The following is a 19,903-nucleotide window of genomic DNA, read 5'->3' on the forward strand; positions in this document are numbered from 1 at the left end:
TGTTTTTTATTGTATTTGCCACAGAAACACAGAAAGCACGGAAAATTCATAGATCTTAATCCCTTAATTGTGTCATCCTGGGGGTTAATTTATTGTATAAAATCAATATGAGTGACATAATTTTTAAATAAATACCCAATGTTATCGTCATTGCGAGAAGGCTTTTTCAGCCGACGAAGCAATCTTACAACGATCGCTACTAGCGTGTGCTTTAGGATTGCTTCGTACCGCGCAATAACGACCGCTTTACTGAAGCCTGTTAATGCTAGCGTACTCAAATACCCACCCAGCTTTGTGTTCTTTGCGCCTTCCCCTTGTGTTCTTTGTGGTTAAAAAAACGATGCATTGCGTTTCATAAATTCGCTATGATGAACGATCGCCAATAGCTTCTACACCCCACAAATCACGAAGATACCCGCTAATTATCTGCCTGAGCGCAGTCGAAAACCTCTTATTTAATCTCTTTTGTGCTATAAATCCTCCTGATTAAACTCGGAAGCACTATTAACAAAAGTGCCAACGCAACAATAAAGCCTCCTATAACGGCAATGGCCAATGGCTGGTGCAACTGTGCGCCTGCTCCTATACCGAGGGCCAACGGCAATAAAGCAATAATTGCCCCTAAAGCCGTCATTAGTTTTGGCCTTAACCGCGTAGAAATGGCGAAAGTAATTGCATCATCCATATTTTTTTCATCTAATGATTCTTTAAACTGCAAAAAGGTAAACACGGCGTTTTCCCCAATAATTCCAACAATCATAATCAGACCGGTATAACTGCCAACATTCAAAGGTGTACCTGTAAGTAACAGGGCTATATAACTGCCTGCAATCCCTAATACAGCAATCAACAGAATCAGGAAGGCAATCTTAAAATCCCTGAAAAGGAAAAGAATTACACTGAAAACCAGCAAGCTCGACGCTATTAAAATGGTTAAGAGTTCGGAAAAGGATTGTTGCTGCTCTTTATAAGCACCACCATACTCAATATGGTAACCTGATGGGAGGTTCACTTTGCTGTTAACTGCCAATTTAATATCTCTCATTACACTCCCAAGGTCCCTGTTATCCAGCCTTGCAGAAATGGCTCCGATGGTTTGCAGGTTTTCTCTTTCTACCTCGGCATTTCCCGGTTGAAGATCAACTTTGGCGAGATTCTGAATCGGCACAGCCACACCATTGGGAAGAAATATTTTAAGTGATGAAATATCCGATACACCAAAAACCCTGCTTCCGGGATATACCATCCGGATGGGAGAAAGTTGCTGTTTATCATATAAATCTCCAATGATATTGCCCTGCATAGCGGTTTGCACCTGTGCCTGGAAAGAAAGCGGCGTAATGCCATATTGGGCAAGCATGGTAAAGTTAGGCTGAATATTTACTGTTGGCCCTGAAAGGATAATGCCATCAAAAACATCTGCTGTGCCGTTTACCTTCGAAACCAGACCTGCTACCTGTTTAGCCAATTGCTGCAATTTCTGCTGGTCGTTACCAAAAACCTTAATTTCAACAGGCTTTGTTGAGCTCATTAAATCGCCGAGCATATCGCCTATTACCTGACCAAAATCGACAACCAGCGCAGGTTGGGTATGCTCAATATGTGCTCTTATTTCGGAAATTACCTCATCGGTACTTTTTTTACGGTTTGGCTTCAACTGGATCAGATAATCTCCGGTATTGGGTTCGGTGATGAAAAACCCCATTTGTGTGCCTGTCCTTCTCGAATAGGCTTGTACATCCGGAATTTTAACCATTTCTTTTTCCACTTCCCTTAGCATTCTGTCGGTTTCTTCTAACGATGTACCTGGAGGCGATGCATAATCGAGCACAATACTGCCCTCGTCCATTTCGGGTAAAAACCCGGTTTGCAACCTTGGGTATATCAGAATGATGGATGCAACAAGGAACAGGATAAAACCATAAGAAATATAGGGCCTTTGGATAAAATAACGAACCCAGTTTTGAGCCTTTACCTCATGCACAATAACCGCTTTACCAGATGCATTTTGATGCGAATTTTTAGTTAGCAGTAAATAAATTACGGGCAAGCCGATCCAGGTTACAAAAAATGAGCATACGAGTGCAATAATCATCGTATTGGTCATTACCTGGAAATATGACCCTGCAACACCCGTCATCAGTACGAAAGGCACAAAAATAACTATGGTACTGATGGATGAGCCGAGCATAGCCGGAAAAAGATAACCAATCGCTTTGCTAATTAGCGGTGCAGTTGGCTCATTTGGGTGTTCCTCGTGTGTACGGTGAATCTGTTCTACTACTACAATTGCATCGTCGATAATTAGTCCGATGGCCGCTGCAATGGCCCCGAGAGTCATGATATTTAAAGAGTAACCCACAAAATAAAGCACAATTACGGTAAGGCAGAGCGTAATTGGGATGGTGATGAGTATGGTGGCACTGGCCTTTAGCGAGCGCAGAAAAATAATGGCCACTACAATGGCCAGGGCAAGGCCGATTAATAAACTATCGCGCACACTTTTAACCGATTCGTTTACAAAATCGGCCTGTACATAGTATGGTTTAAGGCTCACCACTGCCGGAAGAATCTTTTTAAGCTGTTTAACCTTTGCGGCCATTTCTGCAGAAAGATCAACCAGGTTTGCATTTGGCTGTTTAATTACGGCAATGAGTATCCCATCTTTTCCGTTTGCGTTAATGCGGGTATACTCTACACTTTGCTGAATATCCACTTTGGCCACATCTACTATTCGGATGGTTCTATTTCCTTTTCTGGTGAGCACCAGTTCTTCCAGATCGCTTTTCGTTTTTACGGTGGCATCGGTTACCGATAAATAAAGGAAATTATGATCGGATAGGTAACCGTTTGATTTAATAAAATTGGTTTGCGAAAGGGCAGCGGTAACCTGATCTGGCGAAATGCCAAGCGACTGCATCTTTTGTACATCGAGTGTTAACCAGTATTCTTTCGTTTTGCCACCAATTACACGGATTTCTGAAACACCATCTACCTGAGAAAGAAAGGGTTTTACTGTGTAGGTAGCTATTTTTTTAAGTTCGACAGGTGAATAGTTATGGCTTTCTAAACTGTATCCGCTTACGGGAAGTATAGAAGGGTTCATTTTTTCTACTGAAATATTTACTCCAGCAGGCAAGGTTGCAGAAATTTTAGCAATCTGCGATTCAATCCTTTGTTGACTGAGATCAATATCTGCACCTGGATTCATAAACGCAGAAAGCTCACAACTGCCGCGGCTGGTGGTACTTCTTACCAATTGCAGATCGGGTACCTGTTTTACGGCGTTTTCGAGTGGCCGGGTTACAGTAACCACCATTTTATCTACCGGCTGAAGTTCTGCATCGGCAATGATTTTTATTTTAGGGAAGGTAATTTCGGGAAAAAGACCTGTTTTAAGCTGCTGAAATGAATAAATACCGCCAACAATAATGATAATGAGTACGGCCAGGATGGGATTTTTATGGGAAATAAAGAATTTATTCATGGCTATTTCTGTATTTTAACCCTGGCTGTATCGGCAATGCCATAGTTTCCGGTTTTAATAATGCGATCGGTTTTTATAAACCTGGGTGCTATTACTTCAACCAAAGCATTGGTTTCTATCCCTTTTTTCACATTTACTTTTACGGCAGTAGAATCATTGATCATTTTCATCACCCAAAATTCGTCTTCTGTTTCGTTTGATAATACGGCCGATTTTGGCAATACCTGTGTGTTTACATGGTTAAACTTTAATAACCTCACTTTGGCAATTAACCCTTGTGGAATATCTTTTGCGGAAGCTATTTTAATGATGTAACGCTGGGTTTGGGCAAGCGAATCTACCGATGGCATGGTGCCAGAAACCGCTCCGGTTAGTCTTTTCCCGTCAGGCAGCTGTATATCAACCGTTTTATTCTGTAAGATAATCTGATTCAATTCGTAAGGAAGATCGAGTAAAAACACAAGGCTGTTGCGGTTGCTGATGGTGGCCAATGCTTCGCCATCCTGTACATAATCGCCATTTTGATGGTTTACCTGCACAATGGTGCCAGCCTGGCCCGAGCGGATATTGGAAACACCTGAAAATTTAAAGCCAGGATCGAGTTGGTTTACGCTATTGCCGATAGATCGGGCTTCTTTTGTAATGAGCGTAAACAGTAAGGTTCCGTTTCCAACCTGCTCTCCTGTTTTTGCATTTGTGCGCTGCACGTATCCATTGATGTTTGCTTTTACAAAACTTTTTTCAAGGTAGGCTGATACAGCGGTAAGTTCTACAAACTGAGCAATGGAGCTATCTTTTGGGTTGGTAATCTGCACAGGTGTTACGGGAGATGGCTCATCGGTATCGGCGGCAGCATCATCGTTACGGCAGGCCGAAAAAAAGGAAAGTACAGCCAATGCACTAAAAATTAATTTTAAATATTTTCGCGTCATTATCTGTTCCAGTAATTAAATTGATTAATCAGTTTCAATCGGTTGATATTTGTTTGTTGCAATAAGTTTTGGGCAGAAAGGTAATTGTTAATGGCAATGATAAAATCAGACACCTTTAAATCGCCTGTATGGAGCAATTTACTATCCACTTCGATAAGGCCTTTACTAAAGCGGATTTGCTCATTTATTTTATCAAAAAGAGCATTTGTTTGGGTAATCTGCTGCCTAATGAGGTTAATTTGCTGGCTTTGCTGTTTACTAAAAAAATTTCTGTAGCCTGCAACGGTATTGGCTGAAAGCGCCAGTTTATTGTACTGCATTTTTTTTTGGTGGCCATCATAAATTGGAACCGAAAATGTAAAACCCACACTTGTGCCAAAATTTTTATAGGGTTGTAGCACCAGCGAGGAGCTGTAACCACCGTTGGCATAAATACCCAGCTTTGGCTTATAATTTAGGTCGATTCCGTTTTTGAGATTGATATTTTTGAGGCTATCGAGTTCGAAGCGTTTGGTAAAAAAACTTTTGTTTCCGGCAAATGCTTCTCGTTCAAGTTTAGGTTCGGCAAGGGTGGCTTGTGTGGTATCGGCTATGCCAGCGAGGTAATTAAGCGTTGCATAATCATTTTTAAACTGCAGTTCTGCCTGCTTAAGGCTAAGTTGCTGTTGCTGAAGGGTAACCAGAAAGGTAAGGTATTCTGATTGTTTATAAATATTGCTCCTGGTTAGGGTTTTTAGTAGTTTTTCTTCCCGATTTAACAGCATAACCACTTCACGGTTAAAATCTACCTGTTGCTGACTGGCAAAAGCGGTAATGTATTGGTCTACAATTGATCTGTTTAAATCGAACAGCGAAAGTTGCCCTGCATACCTTATCGAATCGCTTTGAATTTTTATGCCTTGTAACTGGTTATTGATTCGTTTTTTATTTAAAAGATCATAATTTACAGTGAGCATGGCTTCGAGGGCCTGGCCATTGCTTAGTACTTCATCATAGCCATAACCCCGTACTATTGGCGCATATAAGCCATTGCCATTGCCGGTAACCTGAGGTTTTGCGGTTGCACGAACAATAAGGCTATCAATGCCGGCACTTTTACTTTGGTTTTCATAATCTTTTAATACCGCACTGGATGCTTTAGCCTCACCTAAATAATAATCAAGGCTTTTAACCGGTACTTGCGCCCTTACTGCAGTGGCTATAACAACCAGCAAAATGGTAAAGCGCAGTTTATAGATCATGTTCATTGCTATTTTTAATCTTAAGCAGATTTTAATTTTAACTGTTGTATATGGCTAAGTTAATATCCAATTATGAAGTAATTCTGTAGTTATCTTTTTAGGGCACATTTGATATAATCATGGGCATTATTATAAAAAGCGGGGGCATCATTATAAAAAGCAGGGGCATCATTATAAAAAGCGGGGGCATCATTATAAAAAGCGGGGGCGTCATTATAAAAAGCGGGGGCATCATTATAAAAAGCGGGGGCATCATTATAAAAAGCAGGGGCATCATTATAAAAAGCGGGGGCGTCATTATAAAAAGCGGGGGCATCATTATAAAAAGCGGGGGCATCATTATAAAAAGCGGGGGCATCATTATAAAAAGCGGGGGCATCATTATAAAAAGCAGGGGCATCATTATAAAAAGCAGGGCATCATTATAAAAAGCAGGGCATCATTATAAAAAGCAGGGCATCATTATAAAAAGCAGGGGCATCATTATAAAAAGCGATGTGGTATTTTTTTTTAGGGCATAACCTGAATTCTTTTTGTGGTTTTTAATCAGCTAAAACCTTCCTGAAAGCATCAATCCGGTACTGCCGGGCTGATGAAAAGGCATTAATGTAAAATTGCCTTCTTTTTTTGTTGTAAAAAGGCTTTTCATATAGGGATAAATCAGGTAAGCAATTTTTGTAGAGGCAATACCGAAGCCCGCTCCGGCTACCACATCGCTAAACCAGTGTTTGTTGTTGTACATCCTTAATGTTCCTGTTGCAGTGGCTACAAAATAACCTGCATAACTAATCCATGGGTTAACATCTTTATACTCTTGATGAAGAAATTCTGCCGCCATAAATGCAGAGGCGGTATGCCCTGAAGGGAAAGAGTTTGTGCCTGAATTATCTGGCCGCTCCCTGCCTACTCCCTGTTTTACAAAATGGGTAGAAACGCCCATTATTGCAGCCGAGGTTAGGTAGAGCATAGAGGCATCGAAAAGATTGTGTTTGCCTTTTATACCCGATAAATTAAGGGCATACACTGCCGCAGCCGGTGCCAGTTGTAAATAATCATCAACATGGGCGGCAAAAAGCGGGTGGTCTTCCTGCAATTCGGCCCTGGTGCTAACATCAAGCTGCTTAAGTGGGCCATGATCGTAAACTGCTGCAAAACCATAACCCATTAATACCACAGGGGCAATAAAAACCACTGGCCTAAATTTGGTTTTTGCAATCGGATTTCCGGCATACCATCTTCCTGCAGAATCAGCTGGAAGTTTTGCTACAGAATCAATCACCTGTGCGGAACAAATTGATGTTGTAATGGTAAATAACAAGACAAAAAGGGATATTCTGCGCATGATGTAGTTTTAATTATTAATCAAAACTATAAGGCAATTATGTAGCAATTCTGTAGTGAAGTGCCTTATCCTAAATTAATTGAAAAAATATGCAGGTTTTCTTTATGGCTATATTCAATATCGAACCCGTAAAGATTGCAGATTTGTTTACTAATGGCCAATCCAAGTCCCATTCCTTCAGATTCTGTCGACTTTGAAAATCGATCGAACATGCGGTTTTGAATATTTAAGGTTTTACCGGTATTGGATACGGTAAATATTTCTTGCGTTAATTCAACTTCTATCCTGCCGCCATTAATATTATGCCTTAAGGCGTTGCTAAAAATGTTGTTTAATAAAATATCGGCCAGGTAGCGGCTCATGGTTACCTTCCGTTCAGTTAAATTTAGGGTTACAATTAAACCGTCTCTACCAAAAAGTTCATGAAACTGACGGATTTTTGCTTCAATCATTTCTTTTAAGTCGATTTCCTGAAGGTCAGCTATTAAGTTATTTTCAATCCTCGCCAAAAGCAATAAAGATTGGTGCAACCTGGAAAGCCTGCCTGTGGCCTGGTAAATATCTTGCAGTAACGCTCCCTGCTGCTCGGTAAAAGATTCTGTTTGCAGGAGCGAATCCAGTTTCGAATTGATTACGGCCAGGGGTGTCATCATTTCATGTGAGGCATTATCGGTAAAACTTTTCAGTTCTTTATAATCCTGTTTCACTTTCCTGGCCATTGCATTTACCGATTTATTGAGTTCGTTAAATTCATCAATCCGCGTTGGTTCTTCAATAATATCATCCATACGGGCAACCTCAAAAGCTTTCATGCGGTTAAGCACAACGTAAAAGGGTTTCCAAAGTCTGTTCAGTACCAAGCGGTTAATCAGCAAGAGCGAAAACAGAAGCAATACGGTTATGCCAATGGTGATTAATAAGATAATCCGCACCAGATCTTCTGATTCGACACGCGATTTGGTAATGGTTACAATTACCGTTTTTCCATCAAGGTTTACGGTGGTAATCAGGCTTCTGCCCGGCTCGTATTCTTTTTCCTTGGCATTAAAATAAGTGGTAAAGTTAAATTCGCGCACATCGGTTGTATCACCCTTTGGCTTGCTGTAAGCAACCTGCTGATCGAGATAACTGGCAGGAAGCGGAAGTTTTTTATAGGTATTGGTATACTGCCTGATTTCGTTTTCTTCAACGGCAAGGTCTTTATCCAGTTTATTGGTTAAAATAAGGTGGATAACGAGGTAATAAATAATCCCGGTAATAATCAGCACGATAATGGAAGTGATGATGTTTACCCTGTTGTAACGGGTAGCGAGTTTCATTGGCTGCTAAATTTATAACCGATACCGTAAACCGAACGCAGGTAATCTTTTGCACCAGCCTCGCTGAGCTTCTTTTTTAAATTTTTTACGTGGGTATAAATAAAGTCGAAATCATCTGACAGGTCCATCTCATCGCCCCAAAGGTGTTCGGCCATTGCATTTTTAGTAACCACTTTGTTTTTATTGGAAAGAAAATACACCAATAAATCGAACTCTTTTTTAGTTAAAACAACAGGTTGCTCATTTACGGTTGTTTTCATTGCAGCAACATCAACCTTAATTTCATTGAAGATAATGAGGTTATTGCCATCGAAATTCTTTCTTCTAACAATTGCACTTACCCGTGCTTTTAACTCCGAAAGGTGAAAAGGTTTTACCAGGTAATCATCAGCGCCTAAATCAAGTCCGGCCAAACGGTCATCAAGCGAGTGCCTTGCCGAAATAATCAGAACTCCATCTTTTTTATTAATACTTTTCAATTGTGTCAACAGTTCAAGCCCTTCCCCATCAGGCAAGCCGAGGTCTAGCAAAATACAATCGTAATGGTAAAGGGCTATTTTTTCTGATGCGGAAGCAAAGTTGGTTGCAAGCTCACAAATATTACCCTCACCGGTAAAATAGGCCAGAATACTTTCGTAAAGTGCTTGTTCATCTTCAACAACCAAAATTTTCATGGTGTAAATTATTAAATTATGCCCAAATTTTAAAGTAAAGCTTAACCAATCCGGTCGGTTAGTTTATTAATATTCAACATTTTCCTTTCTTGCAAAGTTTTTTTGCCGTAAGGGGTAAAATATTCGTGCCTGCTGAGCATTTCCAGGTTTAATGCATCCCAGGTAGTATTTGGATACACCAATCCGAGGTTTTCTTCCCATTCCGCTTTTAATCTATCGGCATAATCCTGGTAATTAGGTAAAGAAAAATGGTAAAAATCTGCATCACAGATCACCATTTCGAGTTCATTTTTAGGGTATTGCGGAAAACGCGTAGCCATAATGCATTCGCCCACGAGTTCAATCCTGTCCTGATCAAAGTTATTTTCTGTAAGAAATCGGGCCGCAATAGCTGCACTGGCTTCCTCATGCCCAATATATTTTTCGGTATAACCTAAATCGTGTAAATAAGCTGCAAGCACCACCACCAGGCGGTCGGCCGCCGTAAGCCCAACGTGCCGGCTGATCTCCTCCACACCCTTAACTACCAGTAAAGTATGGTCTAGATTGTGGAAATACATTTTTTGCGAAAGCCTGTTTTTTAAACGGTCTTCTACAAATGTTGCTACCCTGGTTAGTAATTGATCGGCTATGTAATGCATTTACATTAATATATCTAACGCAATAATAAAAAGTAAATCTGGAGAAAATCTGTAGTGGGTGTAATTATACTTTATATCAACAAATCAATTCAGTTGTAAATTCCGGTTGCATGAGTTGGTTTCAGCCAAATGATCTGCTTCGTTATTTTTAATAAAGTGGTTTAGGCTAAACCAAACTCAGATTTGGATAAATGCTGTTCCTAAAAGGTGTTGATATTTGTATCAACAAAAGAAAAAATAATCATGCGTGTATTTGTTACAGGAGCTACAGGCTTCATTGGTACTGCAGTTGTGCAGGAATTAATTAAAAACGGTCATCAGGTATTGGGTTTGGCCCGGTCAGATGCATCAGCTCAAAAATTGCTTGCCGCCGGTGCAGAAGTTCACCGAGGTGATTTAGAAGATCTTGAAAGCTTAAAAAGTGGTTCTGCTTTAGCAGATGCCGTAATTCATGCCGGCTTTATCCATGATTTCACCAGGTTTGCAGAAGTTTGCAAGATAGACGAAAAAGCCATCGAAACCATTGGCGAAGTACTTGCAGGTACGCAACGCCAACTTATCGTAACTTCAGGTAGCGCACTGGTAAGTCAGGGCAAATTGGCTACAGAAGATATTATTCCTCCATTTAATCCTGCATGGCCAAGGGCTTCTGAACAGGCTGCAGATGCTTTAGCTGCAAAGGGTATACTTACATCAGTTATGCGCTTATCTCCATCGGTACATGGCGAGGATGATTTACATGGGTTTATTCCTATATTGATTAATATTGCCCGCGAAAAAGGAGTTTCTGCCTATATTGGCAACGGACTTAACCGATGGAATGCTGTACACCGCCTTGATGCAGCCCGTTTATTCCGCCTTGCTTTAGAAAACACTACACCGGGCGTGCGCTTTCATGCATTGGCTGAAGAAGCCATTACGGTAAAAGAGATAGCCGAAGCAATTGGTAAACAACTCAATATCCCGGCCGTATCAATACCCGAAGAAGCAGCTGCCGAACACTTTGGCTGGTTTTCACACATGGCTGCTATAGATTGCCCGGCATCGAGTAAATGGACGCAGGATCAATTGAACTGGCATCCTTCACAACCAACACTAATGGCCGATATTGAGAATGGTATTTATACAAAATAAATGAAACCTGCATTCGGTAATTTATAGTAAATGTTGGCGCATCCTTAACTAGATATTAGTTGCAGATTAATTATGTAAGGATAAAATTGACAGCGTTTGCTGAAGCTTACCCTAAAAATTACGAACTTTATTAATGTTATGAACAACCAACAGCTTTTTCGTTTCAGTAGCATTACCGAATATCAACGTGCAGCGGGTTTGCCTAAACCGGCACACCCGCTCATTAGTGTGGTGCATATGGAAGACCTTAAGCGGCCCATGGCCGAAGGTTCTTTTAGCATGATTTTTAATTTTTATTCGATTGCGATGAAAAGAGTAAAAAATGCCAAATTTAAATATGGCCAGCAGGCCAGTGATTTTGATGAGGGCGTATTGTTCTTTATGTCTCCAGGGCAGGTATTTGGGGTAGAATATGAAAAAGGAAGCGAAAACCAGCACCCCGAAGGATGGATGATCCTGATCCACCAGGATTTTTTATGGAATACCACACTTGCTAAATCCATAAAACAATACGAATTTTTTAATTACTCCGTTAATGAGGCACTTTACTTATCAGATAAAGAAGAAACCATACTCAACGCACTCGCCATTAACATTGAGCAAGAGTACCATGCCAATATCGATCGTTTTAGTCAGAACGTAATTATTGCGCAGCTGGAGCTGTTGCTAACGTATTCGGAAAGGTATTACCAACGCCAGTTTATTACCCGTAAAATTGCAAATCATGAAATACTGATTAAACTGGAAAATTTGCTTGATGGTTATTTTAACAGCGGTTTGCTTAGCGAAAAAGGATTGCCTAGTGTAACTTACATTGCCGATAATTTAAATATTTCGCAGGGCTACCTAAGCGGCCTGCTCAAATCTCTTACCGGGCAGAATACGCAACAGCACCTGCATCATAAACTGATTGAACTGGCGAAAGAAAAACTTTCTACAACCAATTTATCTGTGAGCGAAATTGCTTACCAACTGGGGTTCGAACACCTTCAATCGTTCAGTAAATTGTTTAAAACAAAAACCAACCTCTCGCCTATTGAATTTCGTCATTCTTTTAATTAAAAAATTACTAAGTAAAAGAAAGAAGAATGCCTAATTCACAACCGAATTTTTAATGTTTTTTACCAGTACCCAGCCACAAAAGTGCATTAATTAATAATTTGTCCTGATCAGGATTTCCAAAAGAAGAAGAAAGTGATTGATTGGTATTGCCATATTTATGCTCGTAATCCATATCGTTGTGGCCCATGTTTATATAAATCATTTTAAATTTTTTTTGCTCCAAACTACGGGATAAAAGCCACCATGCCAGATTTCGCTTTGCTTGGGCCCTGTGCCAAGCGGAAAACTTGTAGAATCGATAGATAACAGGATATCAATAGCTGGATTTTTGCGTAAATCGTTTGTCCAGCGGTACCATTCATTGGGCTGGGCCTTAAATAGTTTAGGCAAGCCTGATGTTACCGGATGATTTAATTCAACCTTTAAAACCGCAGAAGTAGGTCGCCAGGTATTGCTACCATATTCTCCAGAGCCTAAAAAATAATTGTGGTACCAATCCCAGTTTTGTGGTATAGCCGAATTGTTTAAACTAAAGGCAGCAAAATGAAAGCCCATCCAAGCGCCGCCATTTTCCATATATTGCTGAAAAGCCTCGCGTTGTTCTTGCTTTTCCGGCCGGGTATCTAAAAACAACACTACCTGGTAATCAGCCAGAAATTTCTTGTTTAAATTTTCCCAGTTGGAGGTAGAATCGTACTCGAAGTGGTATTTCTTAGCCATTAAAGGAAACCAGGCATTGGCTTCGTGCACAAAACTGATGTGTGCTAAATCACTTTTAGCAGTATAAAAAGCGATCACCTTAAATTTCTTTTTCTGCAATGCGCTTGCCAGATCTGCATTAAATATACAAATGAGCACGATTACGATAGCCAGTAATACTTTTTTCATAGTGGTATTTATAGAGATAAAAATAATCAAAACTACTCAACTTGCACTAAAAGGCTATTTCAATCTGATCAAATCAATATGTATTAATTTACGAGTATTAATAAGGCAGAATATACGGCTTGTTTAAAATTAGATTGTTAAATCAATTGTAAGGCAATGGAAAATGCGATAAATTAGCTTAAAAATTCATAGCCAACCATTTTTTTGGCTAATTAGCGAACAATTGATGTAAATAGATGATGCCCAAAACCAAAATATACCCGCTAAGTATTCTTTTTTTGCTGTTTTTATGCTGTTGGCTACCTTCAAGAGGACAGATTGTTTTAAAGGATAAAAAATACCATGTAGAAACCAAAATTTTTTCTCAAACGGATTCGAATACACTCAAGTTGGATATTTATTATCGTGGCGAACTCAATGAGCCGAAACCAACGGTGTTATTTGTATTTGGTGGCGGCTTTGTAACGGGCCGTAGAGACAGTAAATTATTCGATCAATACTTTAATACCTTAATTGAGCACAATTACAAAGTAGTTTCTGTTGATTACAGGCTCGGGCTTAAGGGCAAAAAATTTCCTACGGCATTTAATACCTCAAGCTTAAAATCGGCAATTGATACCGCAACAACCGACGTTTTTAATGCGACCAATTACCTGATTAAAAATGCCAAAACACTCGGTATAGATACTGCAATGATTATCCTTTCGGGCTCAAGTGCGGGGGCAATTACAGCTTTAAATGCCGATTACAATAAACGGAATGCCAGTTTACTTGCAGCAAAACTTCCCCTTAAATTCCAATACAAGGGCGTAATTTCTTTTGCAGGGGCTATTTTAAGTTATAAAGGCGCACCAAAATATGCCATACCTCCGGCCCCTACCATGCTTTTTCATGGCACGGCTGATAAACTTGTGCCTTATAATAAAGTAAGACTGCTTAACCGCGGCTTTTTTGGATCGAAATATCTAGCGCGTGTTTTTAAAAAAAATAACTATCCTTATTACTTTCAGTATGTGCAAGATATGGGGCATGAAATAGCAGGTTCACCTATGACAGAAAATCTTCCTGATATTTTATGGTTTATTGATCAGTACATCATTAAACAAAAGCATTATTTTATGGAAGTAGATTTTAAGGATGCCGATAAAAAGCGCACATTCAGTATTCCCAAATCTTTTAAAAAGTAATGCAATTAACTTAAAGCCGCTTTAATTCCAATACAGCAACAACTGGCAAATGATCGGAAGCATAACGTTCAGGAATTACGGTGTGTGAGATTACATTAAAGGGATTTCCTTTTTTAAAGCCAATATGATCGATGGTTTTATCAGGATTGTTTACCGGAATTGTAAAACCACAATCGCTACAGGTTCTGGTGAAAGCCTGGTCGAATATTTTAATACTTTCTGAACTGGGATCGGCATTAAGATCTCCGGCAACAATAAGTGGTAAAGTTTCTTGTTCCGTTAAGCGATTAATTTCTTTAGCTTGTAAAATGCGGTTTTCTTCTGCCCGCTGCGCATCAAGGTGGGTAGATGCAAATCTGATAAACACACCATTTTCTATTTCGGCAGTTACCATTGCCAACACTCTTTGTTCTGCTTTAACATTGTTATTTTTAGGCAACATAAAAGTTTTTTGCGCCGATAACGGAAACCGGGATAAAATGGCTACGCCGTATTCACCTCCATCATGGTTTATCGCTTTGCCAAAATAAAAATTCATCTTTAACCTGGTGGCCAGCAAAACTGCTTCGTTAATACTACCTGATCTTTTTGTATTTACATCAACCTCCTGTAGCGCAACCAGATCAGGTTTTTGCAATGCAATTACTTTAGCAATGGCATCTACATCAATAGTACCTTCTTTTTCTTTTGATGGCGGGTTGCAATGGTGCAGGTTATACGTCATGATGCGTAAGGCACTGCTATTTTGGGATGTTGAAGTGGGTGCAAGTTTCGGAGAACAACTACCTAAAAGGCAAATTGCCAACAGTACAAGAGCGGATAACTTTATATTCATTATGATCAGGTTAATTTTCGTGCTCACCGGTATGTTCACTCAGTATCCTTTCCATTTCGACCATCATTTGCTCGGCCAGCCGTTGTTTCGCCAGCGATTTTGAAAGGTAGGCATCTGCAAAAGTAGCATCCAGTTCATCCATAATGAAGGCGTATTTAGCCTTAAGTTCGATGAGATCAATCTGAAGCTTCTTGGAAAGATTTTGCATAGTACAAAGCTAAAAAAGCAAAAGTAATTTCTGGTAAGCCGCTGTATTTTTCTTTCTAAAAAAAAATTAAATAATCTCAGGTTTGCAAAAACAATCTGATGGTGCTTTCGTTTATATCATGATTCCGGCGTGGTTTCTGGAATACATTTGTTTGGTTAGTTGATTAGGGATCAATCTCAAATTGAATCCCTTTTCTTTTTTTTAACCTGCTCCTCATCAAACATCCACAACTCTTCGCTCATTAATAGCCCTATTTTGTTACCTAAAAGAATTAAAGATTATAGGATAGAAATGTATCTTGTGCAGTAAAACCATTAACCAAATAAATTAAACGCCCAAGTTTAAAAGAATGAAAAAACCAAACCCTGAATTATCCTTTTACCTCGCTGCGCTATTCTTAATCAACATAATTTCGTGCATCAGCAATCAGGCAATTGCCCAATCCACCAACATTAAAAATGATATTTTCTGGAATACCAAAGATGGTAAACCTATTTACAGCCAGGGTGGTGGGATATTTAAATTTGCAGATCCTAAAACGGGAATTAAAAAATATTATTGGTACGGTGTACATTATGCCGAAGCAGATATTTATCGCAATACACCATTTATTACGCAACCTAAAAATACATTTGAATCAGTAACTTGCTATAGCTCAACAGATTTGGTAAACTGGACATTCGAAGCGGATGTGTTAAAAAAAGATAGCGTAAACAAAGCTGGCAAAACCTGGGTTGGCCGCTTAGGTGTGGCCTACATTAAAGCTTTAAAACAATATGCCATGTTTGTTCAACATGGCAGTCGCGTGCTAATTGCAACTGCTGATTCTCCTGCCGGATCATTTAAATGGCATCAGGAAATTAGCATGGAAAAAATGATCGGAACATCGAACACAGGTGATCAAACTGTATTTACCGATGATGATAGCGGAAAATCCTATCTCATTTATTCTTACGGTAGAGGACGCAACAAAATTTATGTGTCAGAAATTGGCGCAATAGATGGGAAGGTAAACCTTTTAGATTGTACCCAGGTTTTTGCTGGCGAAAGCAGAGAAGGAAATTGCATGTTTAAATACAACAATAAATATTACATGTGCGCCTCCAATATTTATGGATGGGATGCCTCGCATGCTTATTATTTGGTAGCCGATCACATTAAAGGCCCCTACTTACCCACCAATAAAATGCTGGTAATGAAAGGCGCTGATCAGGATTATGCGCATGTTTCGCAAACTGGATTTTTTGTTACCGTAAAAGGCAACCAACAGGAAACCGTAATTTACTGCGGCGATAGGTGGGCTAATTTTGCCGGTAATGGTTTGGGCTACAACCAATGGTGCCCGATTTCTTTTGATGGCGATACTCCTTATTTTAATTCGCTCAGCTCATGGAACCTGGATGCTATGAGTGGGAAATGGACAGTTGGTAAAGACAATAATTATGTTAAAAATGGAAGTTTTGAAGCCGATAGACGACACATTCCAAGTACTTTTAAACCAGTGCAGGAGCAATTAACGGGCTGGCTAACCACAATAGAAAGTGGAAATACCATCTCACTTGACAGTACAAGTTCTCCGGTTTTAAATTATTTTAATACTGAAAACGACAGAAAAATGGTAATCGGCGAAAAAAGCCTGAACATTAGTGATAAGATTAATTTTAAGCGTAAAGTGTTTCAAAATATTACTTCCTCACCTTATGTTAAACTGGAAGATGGAATTTACACGCTCAGTGCAAAAATAAAAAATAGCAAGGGTTTTAATCAATTGGAAATCTATGCCTTAAGTGATGGAAAAGCTTTTAATTATATTATCAAAAAGGAAAATGCTGCCTGGCAAAACTTTAGTGTAGAAAACATAAGGGTTAAAGGTGGTAGTGTAGAAATTGGATTTATAGCGGATGGTTTGGCCAATGCTATGTGTAATGTAGATGATATCTCGTTGACTAAAAACCCTTAATATTAAAAAATCATCCACTAATTAAAGCATGGTGGATGATTTTTAAATTACTTACTTAGCTATTATAGGCAAGCGCAAATTGTGCTGCAAAATCTTCCAACTTAATTTTTCCTTTGGGGGTAATATTTTTAGCTTCAAAATCTTCCCATAATATGCCACTGCTAATGGCATTTCCCATTTCAACATAGTTTTTAGCAATTTCTGAAGGTAAACCTGCGCCAACCATTCCGTCATAAGCCTGTGTATCATCAAAAGCTACCCATGGCAAATCTGCCTTTCCAATGGCTGTACCAATTGCTGAAGCAACTTCTTTAAGTTTACGTTTATCGCTGGCAATATAAAGGATGCTCCTTCCGTTAAAACCCTCTGCTATTTTTTCAGCCGCAGCCGCAGCAATATCTTTTGGATCTACCAATACAATAGATTGATCTGCTTCATAATTAGACCCGATAATGCCCATATGTTTAATCAGATCGATGTTTGCATAAAAGTTATTGTAAAAAAATCCGGGACGAAGTGTTAACACATCAAGATTTTCTAATCCGCTAAAAATCTGCTCCACATCATGCAAACCTGCTATCGGTCCGGTACCATGAGCTAAATGAGCACCAATACTGCTTAATAAAACTACTTTATTTACCCCTGCTGCTTTAACTGCATTAGCATAGTGTTGACCAATACTTTTAATGTAGGCCCGGAAATCATTTACCGAAAAATCTGGTGGAACCATCAGGTAAACTAAATCCGCTCCCTTAAAAGTATCGATAAGAAAATTCTCATCGCTTACCGATCCTATCGCCGCTTCTGCTCCTAACTGGGTTATCTCAGCAGATTTTTCTGGATTACTGCTGATTACGGTTACTTTTTGCCCTTTAGAAATTAATGTAGTGGCTAATGGCCTGCTAATATTACCTAGAGAGCCTGTTATAATTATTTTCATGATTTATGGTGTTTTAATGTATAAGCAAAGGTATATTTGTACTTACTTTTATACAAGTACTTACCCCAAAGTATGTATCATGACAGCCATTAAAGAAAATTCGACATTAAACGCCAACAAAAAAATTAGCAAAGCATCCTGTCCGGTAAGTTTTGTAATGAGCAAAATTGGCGGTCATTGGAAACCGATTATATTATTTCACCTTTTAAGCGGCACCAAAAGATATAGCGAACTGAAAAAGCTGATTCCAGCCATTACCGAGAAAATGTTGATTCAACACCTAAAACAAATGCAGGAAGATAACCTGGTGATCCGTGAAGCACAAAATGTAGTGCCTCCTTTCGTAACCTATACCCTTAGTAATGAAGGCGAACAGTTATGGCCAGTACTTGATGCTATGGTAACATGGGCATTTGCGCAGGATTTTAAAATGGATTGAGATTTTAGTAATTAAATATTTTTTCAAAATACTGATTATCCTGCCAAACAATATTTATGTCCTATCGTTTAATAGGTAATTCCGGCGTGGTTTCCGGAATTCATTTGTTTGGTTAGTTGATTAGGGATCAATCTCAATTGAATCCCTTTTCTTTTTTATAAAACTTTCTAAATCATATTTCAAACAATATTTTCTAAATTCAAAGCTTTTATAACAGGTAAAAAATGGAAGAAATTAAATGGGGCATTATTGGCTGTGGCGATGTAACGGAAGTAAAAAGCGGCCCTGCATTTAGCAAAGTGGCCAATTCTAAACTGGTAGCAGTAATGCGACGGGATGGTGCTAAAGCCGCCGATTATGCCAGTCGCCATAAAGTTGCTAAATGGTATGATGATGCTTCCGATTTAATAAACGACCCTGAAGTAAATGCCGTTTATATTGCCACACCCCCATTACAGCACGAAGCTTACACCATTGCAGCCTTAAAAGCTGGCAAACCTGTATATGTAGAAAAACCAATGACTTTGGATGCTGCTTCGGCGCAGTGTATGACAGATGCAGCCAACCAGCTGAAAGTGAAACTTTGTGTGGCCCATTATCGCCGTGCACAACCAATGTTTTTAAAAGTTAAAGCTTTGCTAAATGCAAATAGCATTGGAGATGTCCGCCTGGTCAGGTTAAAAATGCTTCAGCCGCCTAACCCTGCCCTTATTGCTAAAACGGAAGATAATTGGCGGATCAATCCGGCAATTTCAGGGGGAGGTTTATTCCATGATCTGGCCCCGCACCAGTTAGATTTAATGACTTATTATTTCGGCGCAGTTAAAAATGCTGTCGGCATTGCCACTAAACAGCAGCAAAATACGGAGGTTGATGACCTCGTTGCAGGTAATATTCTTTTCGAAAATGGAATTGTTTTTAGTGGTACCTGGTGTTTCTCTGTTGCGCCTGCAGATCAAGCTGATAGTTGTGAAATTTATGGATCAAAAGGGCGTATTAGTTTCCCAATGTTTGGCAATAAAGTTATCGTCACTACTGATTGTACAGAGGAGTTCACTTTTGAACCTTTGCAACATGTACAACAGCCGATGATCGAAAAAGTGGTTGATTATTTTTTTAACAAAGGAGAAAATCCTTGCAGTGGCGAAGATGCACTGATTACCATGAAGTTAATGGATGATTTTACCAGAAAGTAAGAATATTTTAACGAAGGATTATTTTAACCAAAACGCCATCGTCATTCATAACTCAATTGGTAATCCAAATGCCTTGGCAGGTAATCCGCATTAAGATTCCCGCCTGCGCGAGAATGACGTAAGAAGGAACTAAACTCCATCGTCATTTCCCAAATCGATTGGGAATCGTAATACCGTAGCATGTAATTTCCGGATTAAGATTCCCGCCTGCGCGAGAATGACGTAAGAGGGAACTAAACGCCATCGTCAATCCCAACTCGATTGGGAATCGTAATACCGTAGCAGGTAATTCCGCATTAAGATTTCCGCCTGCTCGATAATGACATAAGAGGGAACTAAACGCCATCGTCATTCCCAACCTGATTGGGAATCGTAATGCTTTGCAGGTAATTCCGCATTAAGATTCCCGCCTGCGCGA

The 19,903-nt window shown here is 39.5% G+C and carries 19 protein-coding genes; 6 read left to right on the top strand and 13 right to left on the bottom strand.

The features are described from left to right. Window positions 1-451: 451 nt before the first annotated feature. The 8 genes from ASE74_RS05905 to ASE74_RS05940 all read right to left on the bottom strand — a co-directional run bounded on the left by ASE74_RS05905 (window position 452) and on the right by ASE74_RS05940 (window position 9,636). Window positions 452-3,487 (bottom strand): efflux RND transporter permease subunit, encoded by a 3,036-nt coding sequence (locus ASE74_RS05905; protein ID WP_055905594.1) that lies wholly within the window; start codon window positions 3,485-3,487, stop codon window positions 452-454. 2 nt (window positions 3,488-3,489) lie between these two features. Beyond that, complete coding sequence (locus tag ASE74_RS05910) at window positions 3,490-4,419, bottom strand: HlyD family efflux transporter periplasmic adaptor subunit (protein WP_055905598.1); 930 nt, start codon at window positions 4,417-4,419, stop codon at window positions 3,490-3,492. Further along, window positions 4,419-5,666 carry a TolC family protein gene (locus ASE74_RS05915; RefSeq protein ID WP_055905601.1) on the bottom strand — a complete coding sequence of 416 codons (1,248 nt, stop codon included), beginning with the start codon at window positions 5,664-5,666 and terminating at the stop codon, window positions 4,419-4,421. Before ASE74_RS05915 ends, ASE74_RS05910 begins: the two co-directional genes overlap by 1 nt. Window positions 5,667-5,757: 91 nt before the next feature. Next, window positions 5,758-6,063 (bottom strand): hypothetical protein, encoded by a 306-nt coding sequence (locus ASE74_RS24700; protein WP_157255356.1) that lies wholly within the window; start codon window positions 6,061-6,063, stop codon window positions 5,758-5,760. Between the two features lie 147 nt (window positions 6,064-6,210). Continuing rightward, complete coding sequence (locus ASE74_RS05925) at window positions 6,211-7,002, bottom strand: phosphatase PAP2 family protein (RefSeq protein ID WP_055905607.1); 792 nt, start codon at window positions 7,000-7,002, stop codon at window positions 6,211-6,213. 65 nt (window positions 7,003-7,067) lie between these two features. Next, window positions 7,068-8,321 carry a HAMP domain-containing sensor histidine kinase gene (locus ASE74_RS05930; RefSeq protein ID WP_055905610.1) on the bottom strand — a complete coding sequence of 418 codons (1,254 nt, stop codon included), beginning with the start codon at window positions 8,319-8,321 and terminating at the stop codon, window positions 7,068-7,070. Further along, window positions 8,318-8,995: a response regulator transcription factor gene (locus ASE74_RS05935; RefSeq protein WP_055905613.1), complete on the bottom strand. Its 678-nt coding sequence runs from the start codon at window positions 8,993-8,995 to the stop codon at window positions 8,318-8,320. The genes ASE74_RS05930 and ASE74_RS05935 overlap by 4 nt, the downstream gene beginning before the upstream one ends. A gap of 41 nt (window positions 8,996-9,036) precedes the next feature. Continuing rightward, window positions 9,037-9,636: an HD domain-containing protein gene (locus ASE74_RS05940; RefSeq protein ID WP_055905616.1), complete on the bottom strand. Its 600-nt coding sequence runs from the start codon at window positions 9,634-9,636 to the stop codon at window positions 9,037-9,039. Between the two features lie 243 nt (window positions 9,637-9,879). Between ASE74_RS05940 and ASE74_RS05945 the strand changes: the two genes are divergently transcribed. Both ASE74_RS05945 and ASE74_RS05950 read left to right on the top strand, forming a co-directional pair. Next, entirely contained in the window at window positions 9,880-10,770 is an 891-nt protein-coding gene (locus tag ASE74_RS05945; RefSeq protein WP_055905620.1) for an SDR family oxidoreductase, read from the top strand. A gap of 138 nt (window positions 10,771-10,908) precedes the next feature. Further along, entirely contained in the window at window positions 10,909-11,832 is a 924-nt protein-coding gene (locus ASE74_RS05950; protein WP_055905623.1) for an AraC family transcriptional regulator, read from the top strand. A gap of 49 nt (window positions 11,833-11,881) precedes the next feature. Here ASE74_RS05950 and ASE74_RS24965 read toward each other — a convergent pair whose 3' ends face one another. Both ASE74_RS24965 and ASE74_RS05955 read right to left on the bottom strand, forming a co-directional pair. After that, window positions 11,882-12,034, bottom strand: coding sequence for a hypothetical protein (locus ASE74_RS24965; RefSeq protein WP_200912270.1), 153 nt, complete (start codon window positions 12,032-12,034; stop codon window positions 11,882-11,884). Next, window positions 12,031-12,720: a ThuA domain-containing protein gene (locus ASE74_RS05955; RefSeq protein WP_200912271.1), complete on the bottom strand. Its 690-nt coding sequence runs from the start codon at window positions 12,718-12,720 to the stop codon at window positions 12,031-12,033. Before ASE74_RS05955 ends, ASE74_RS24965 begins: the two co-directional genes overlap by 4 nt. Window positions 12,721-12,956: 236 nt before the next feature. Between ASE74_RS05955 and ASE74_RS05960 the strand changes: the two genes are divergently transcribed. After that, the gene (locus ASE74_RS05960; RefSeq protein WP_055905626.1) at window positions 12,957-13,907 is read left to right on the top strand and encodes an alpha/beta hydrolase; all 951 of its coding nucleotides are present in this window, start codon (window positions 12,957-12,959) and stop codon (window positions 13,905-13,907) included. Between the two features lie 10 nt (window positions 13,908-13,917). Here the strand turns inward: ASE74_RS05960 and ASE74_RS05965 are convergent, their stop codons facing one another. Together ASE74_RS05965 and ASE74_RS05970 are read right to left on the bottom strand one after the other, a co-directional pair. Then, the gene (locus ASE74_RS05965; RefSeq protein ID WP_200912272.1) at window positions 13,918-14,742 is read right to left on the bottom strand and encodes an endonuclease/exonuclease/phosphatase family protein; all 825 of its coding nucleotides are present in this window, start codon (window positions 14,740-14,742) and stop codon (window positions 13,918-13,920) included. Window positions 14,743-14,752: 10 nt separating this feature from the next. Further along, a complete protein-coding gene (locus ASE74_RS05970; protein ID WP_055905631.1) occupies window positions 14,753-14,950 on the bottom strand; it encodes a hypothetical protein in 198 nt (65 codons plus the stop codon). A 349-nt stretch (window positions 14,951-15,299) separates the two neighbouring features. Between ASE74_RS05970 and ASE74_RS05975 the strand changes: the two genes are divergently transcribed. Next, window positions 15,300-16,910, top strand: coding sequence for a family 43 glycosylhydrolase (locus ASE74_RS05975; RefSeq protein ID WP_055905635.1), 1,611 nt, complete (start codon window positions 15,300-15,302; stop codon window positions 16,908-16,910). 55 nt (window positions 16,911-16,965) lie between these two features. On the opposite strand, the gene ASE74_RS05980 is transcribed toward ASE74_RS05975, so the two are convergent. Then, on the bottom strand, window positions 16,966-17,850 hold the full coding sequence (locus tag ASE74_RS05980) for an NAD(P)H-binding protein (protein ID WP_055905638.1): 885 nt from the start codon (window positions 17,848-17,850) through the stop codon (window positions 16,966-16,968). Window positions 17,851-17,929: 79 nt separating this feature from the next. On the opposite strand from ASE74_RS05980, the gene ASE74_RS05985 reads away from it, so the two are divergent. Together ASE74_RS05985 and ASE74_RS05990 are read left to right on the top strand one after the other, a co-directional pair. Continuing rightward, complete coding sequence (locus tag ASE74_RS05985; protein WP_055905641.1) at window positions 17,930-18,289, top strand: helix-turn-helix domain-containing protein; 360 nt, start codon at window positions 17,930-17,932, stop codon at window positions 18,287-18,289. Between the two features lie 224 nt (window positions 18,290-18,513). Further along, window positions 18,514-19,485 (top strand): Gfo/Idh/MocA family protein, encoded by a 972-nt coding sequence (locus tag ASE74_RS05990; RefSeq protein ID WP_055905643.1) that lies wholly within the window; start codon window positions 18,514-18,516, stop codon window positions 19,483-19,485. Window positions 19,486-19,903 lie beyond the last annotated feature (418 nt).

Origin of the sequence: Pedobacter sp. Leaf216 (genome assembly GCF_001421515.1) — a bacterium.
Classification (GTDB): Bacteria; Bacteroidota; Bacteroidia; order Sphingobacteriales; family Sphingobacteriaceae; genus Pedobacter.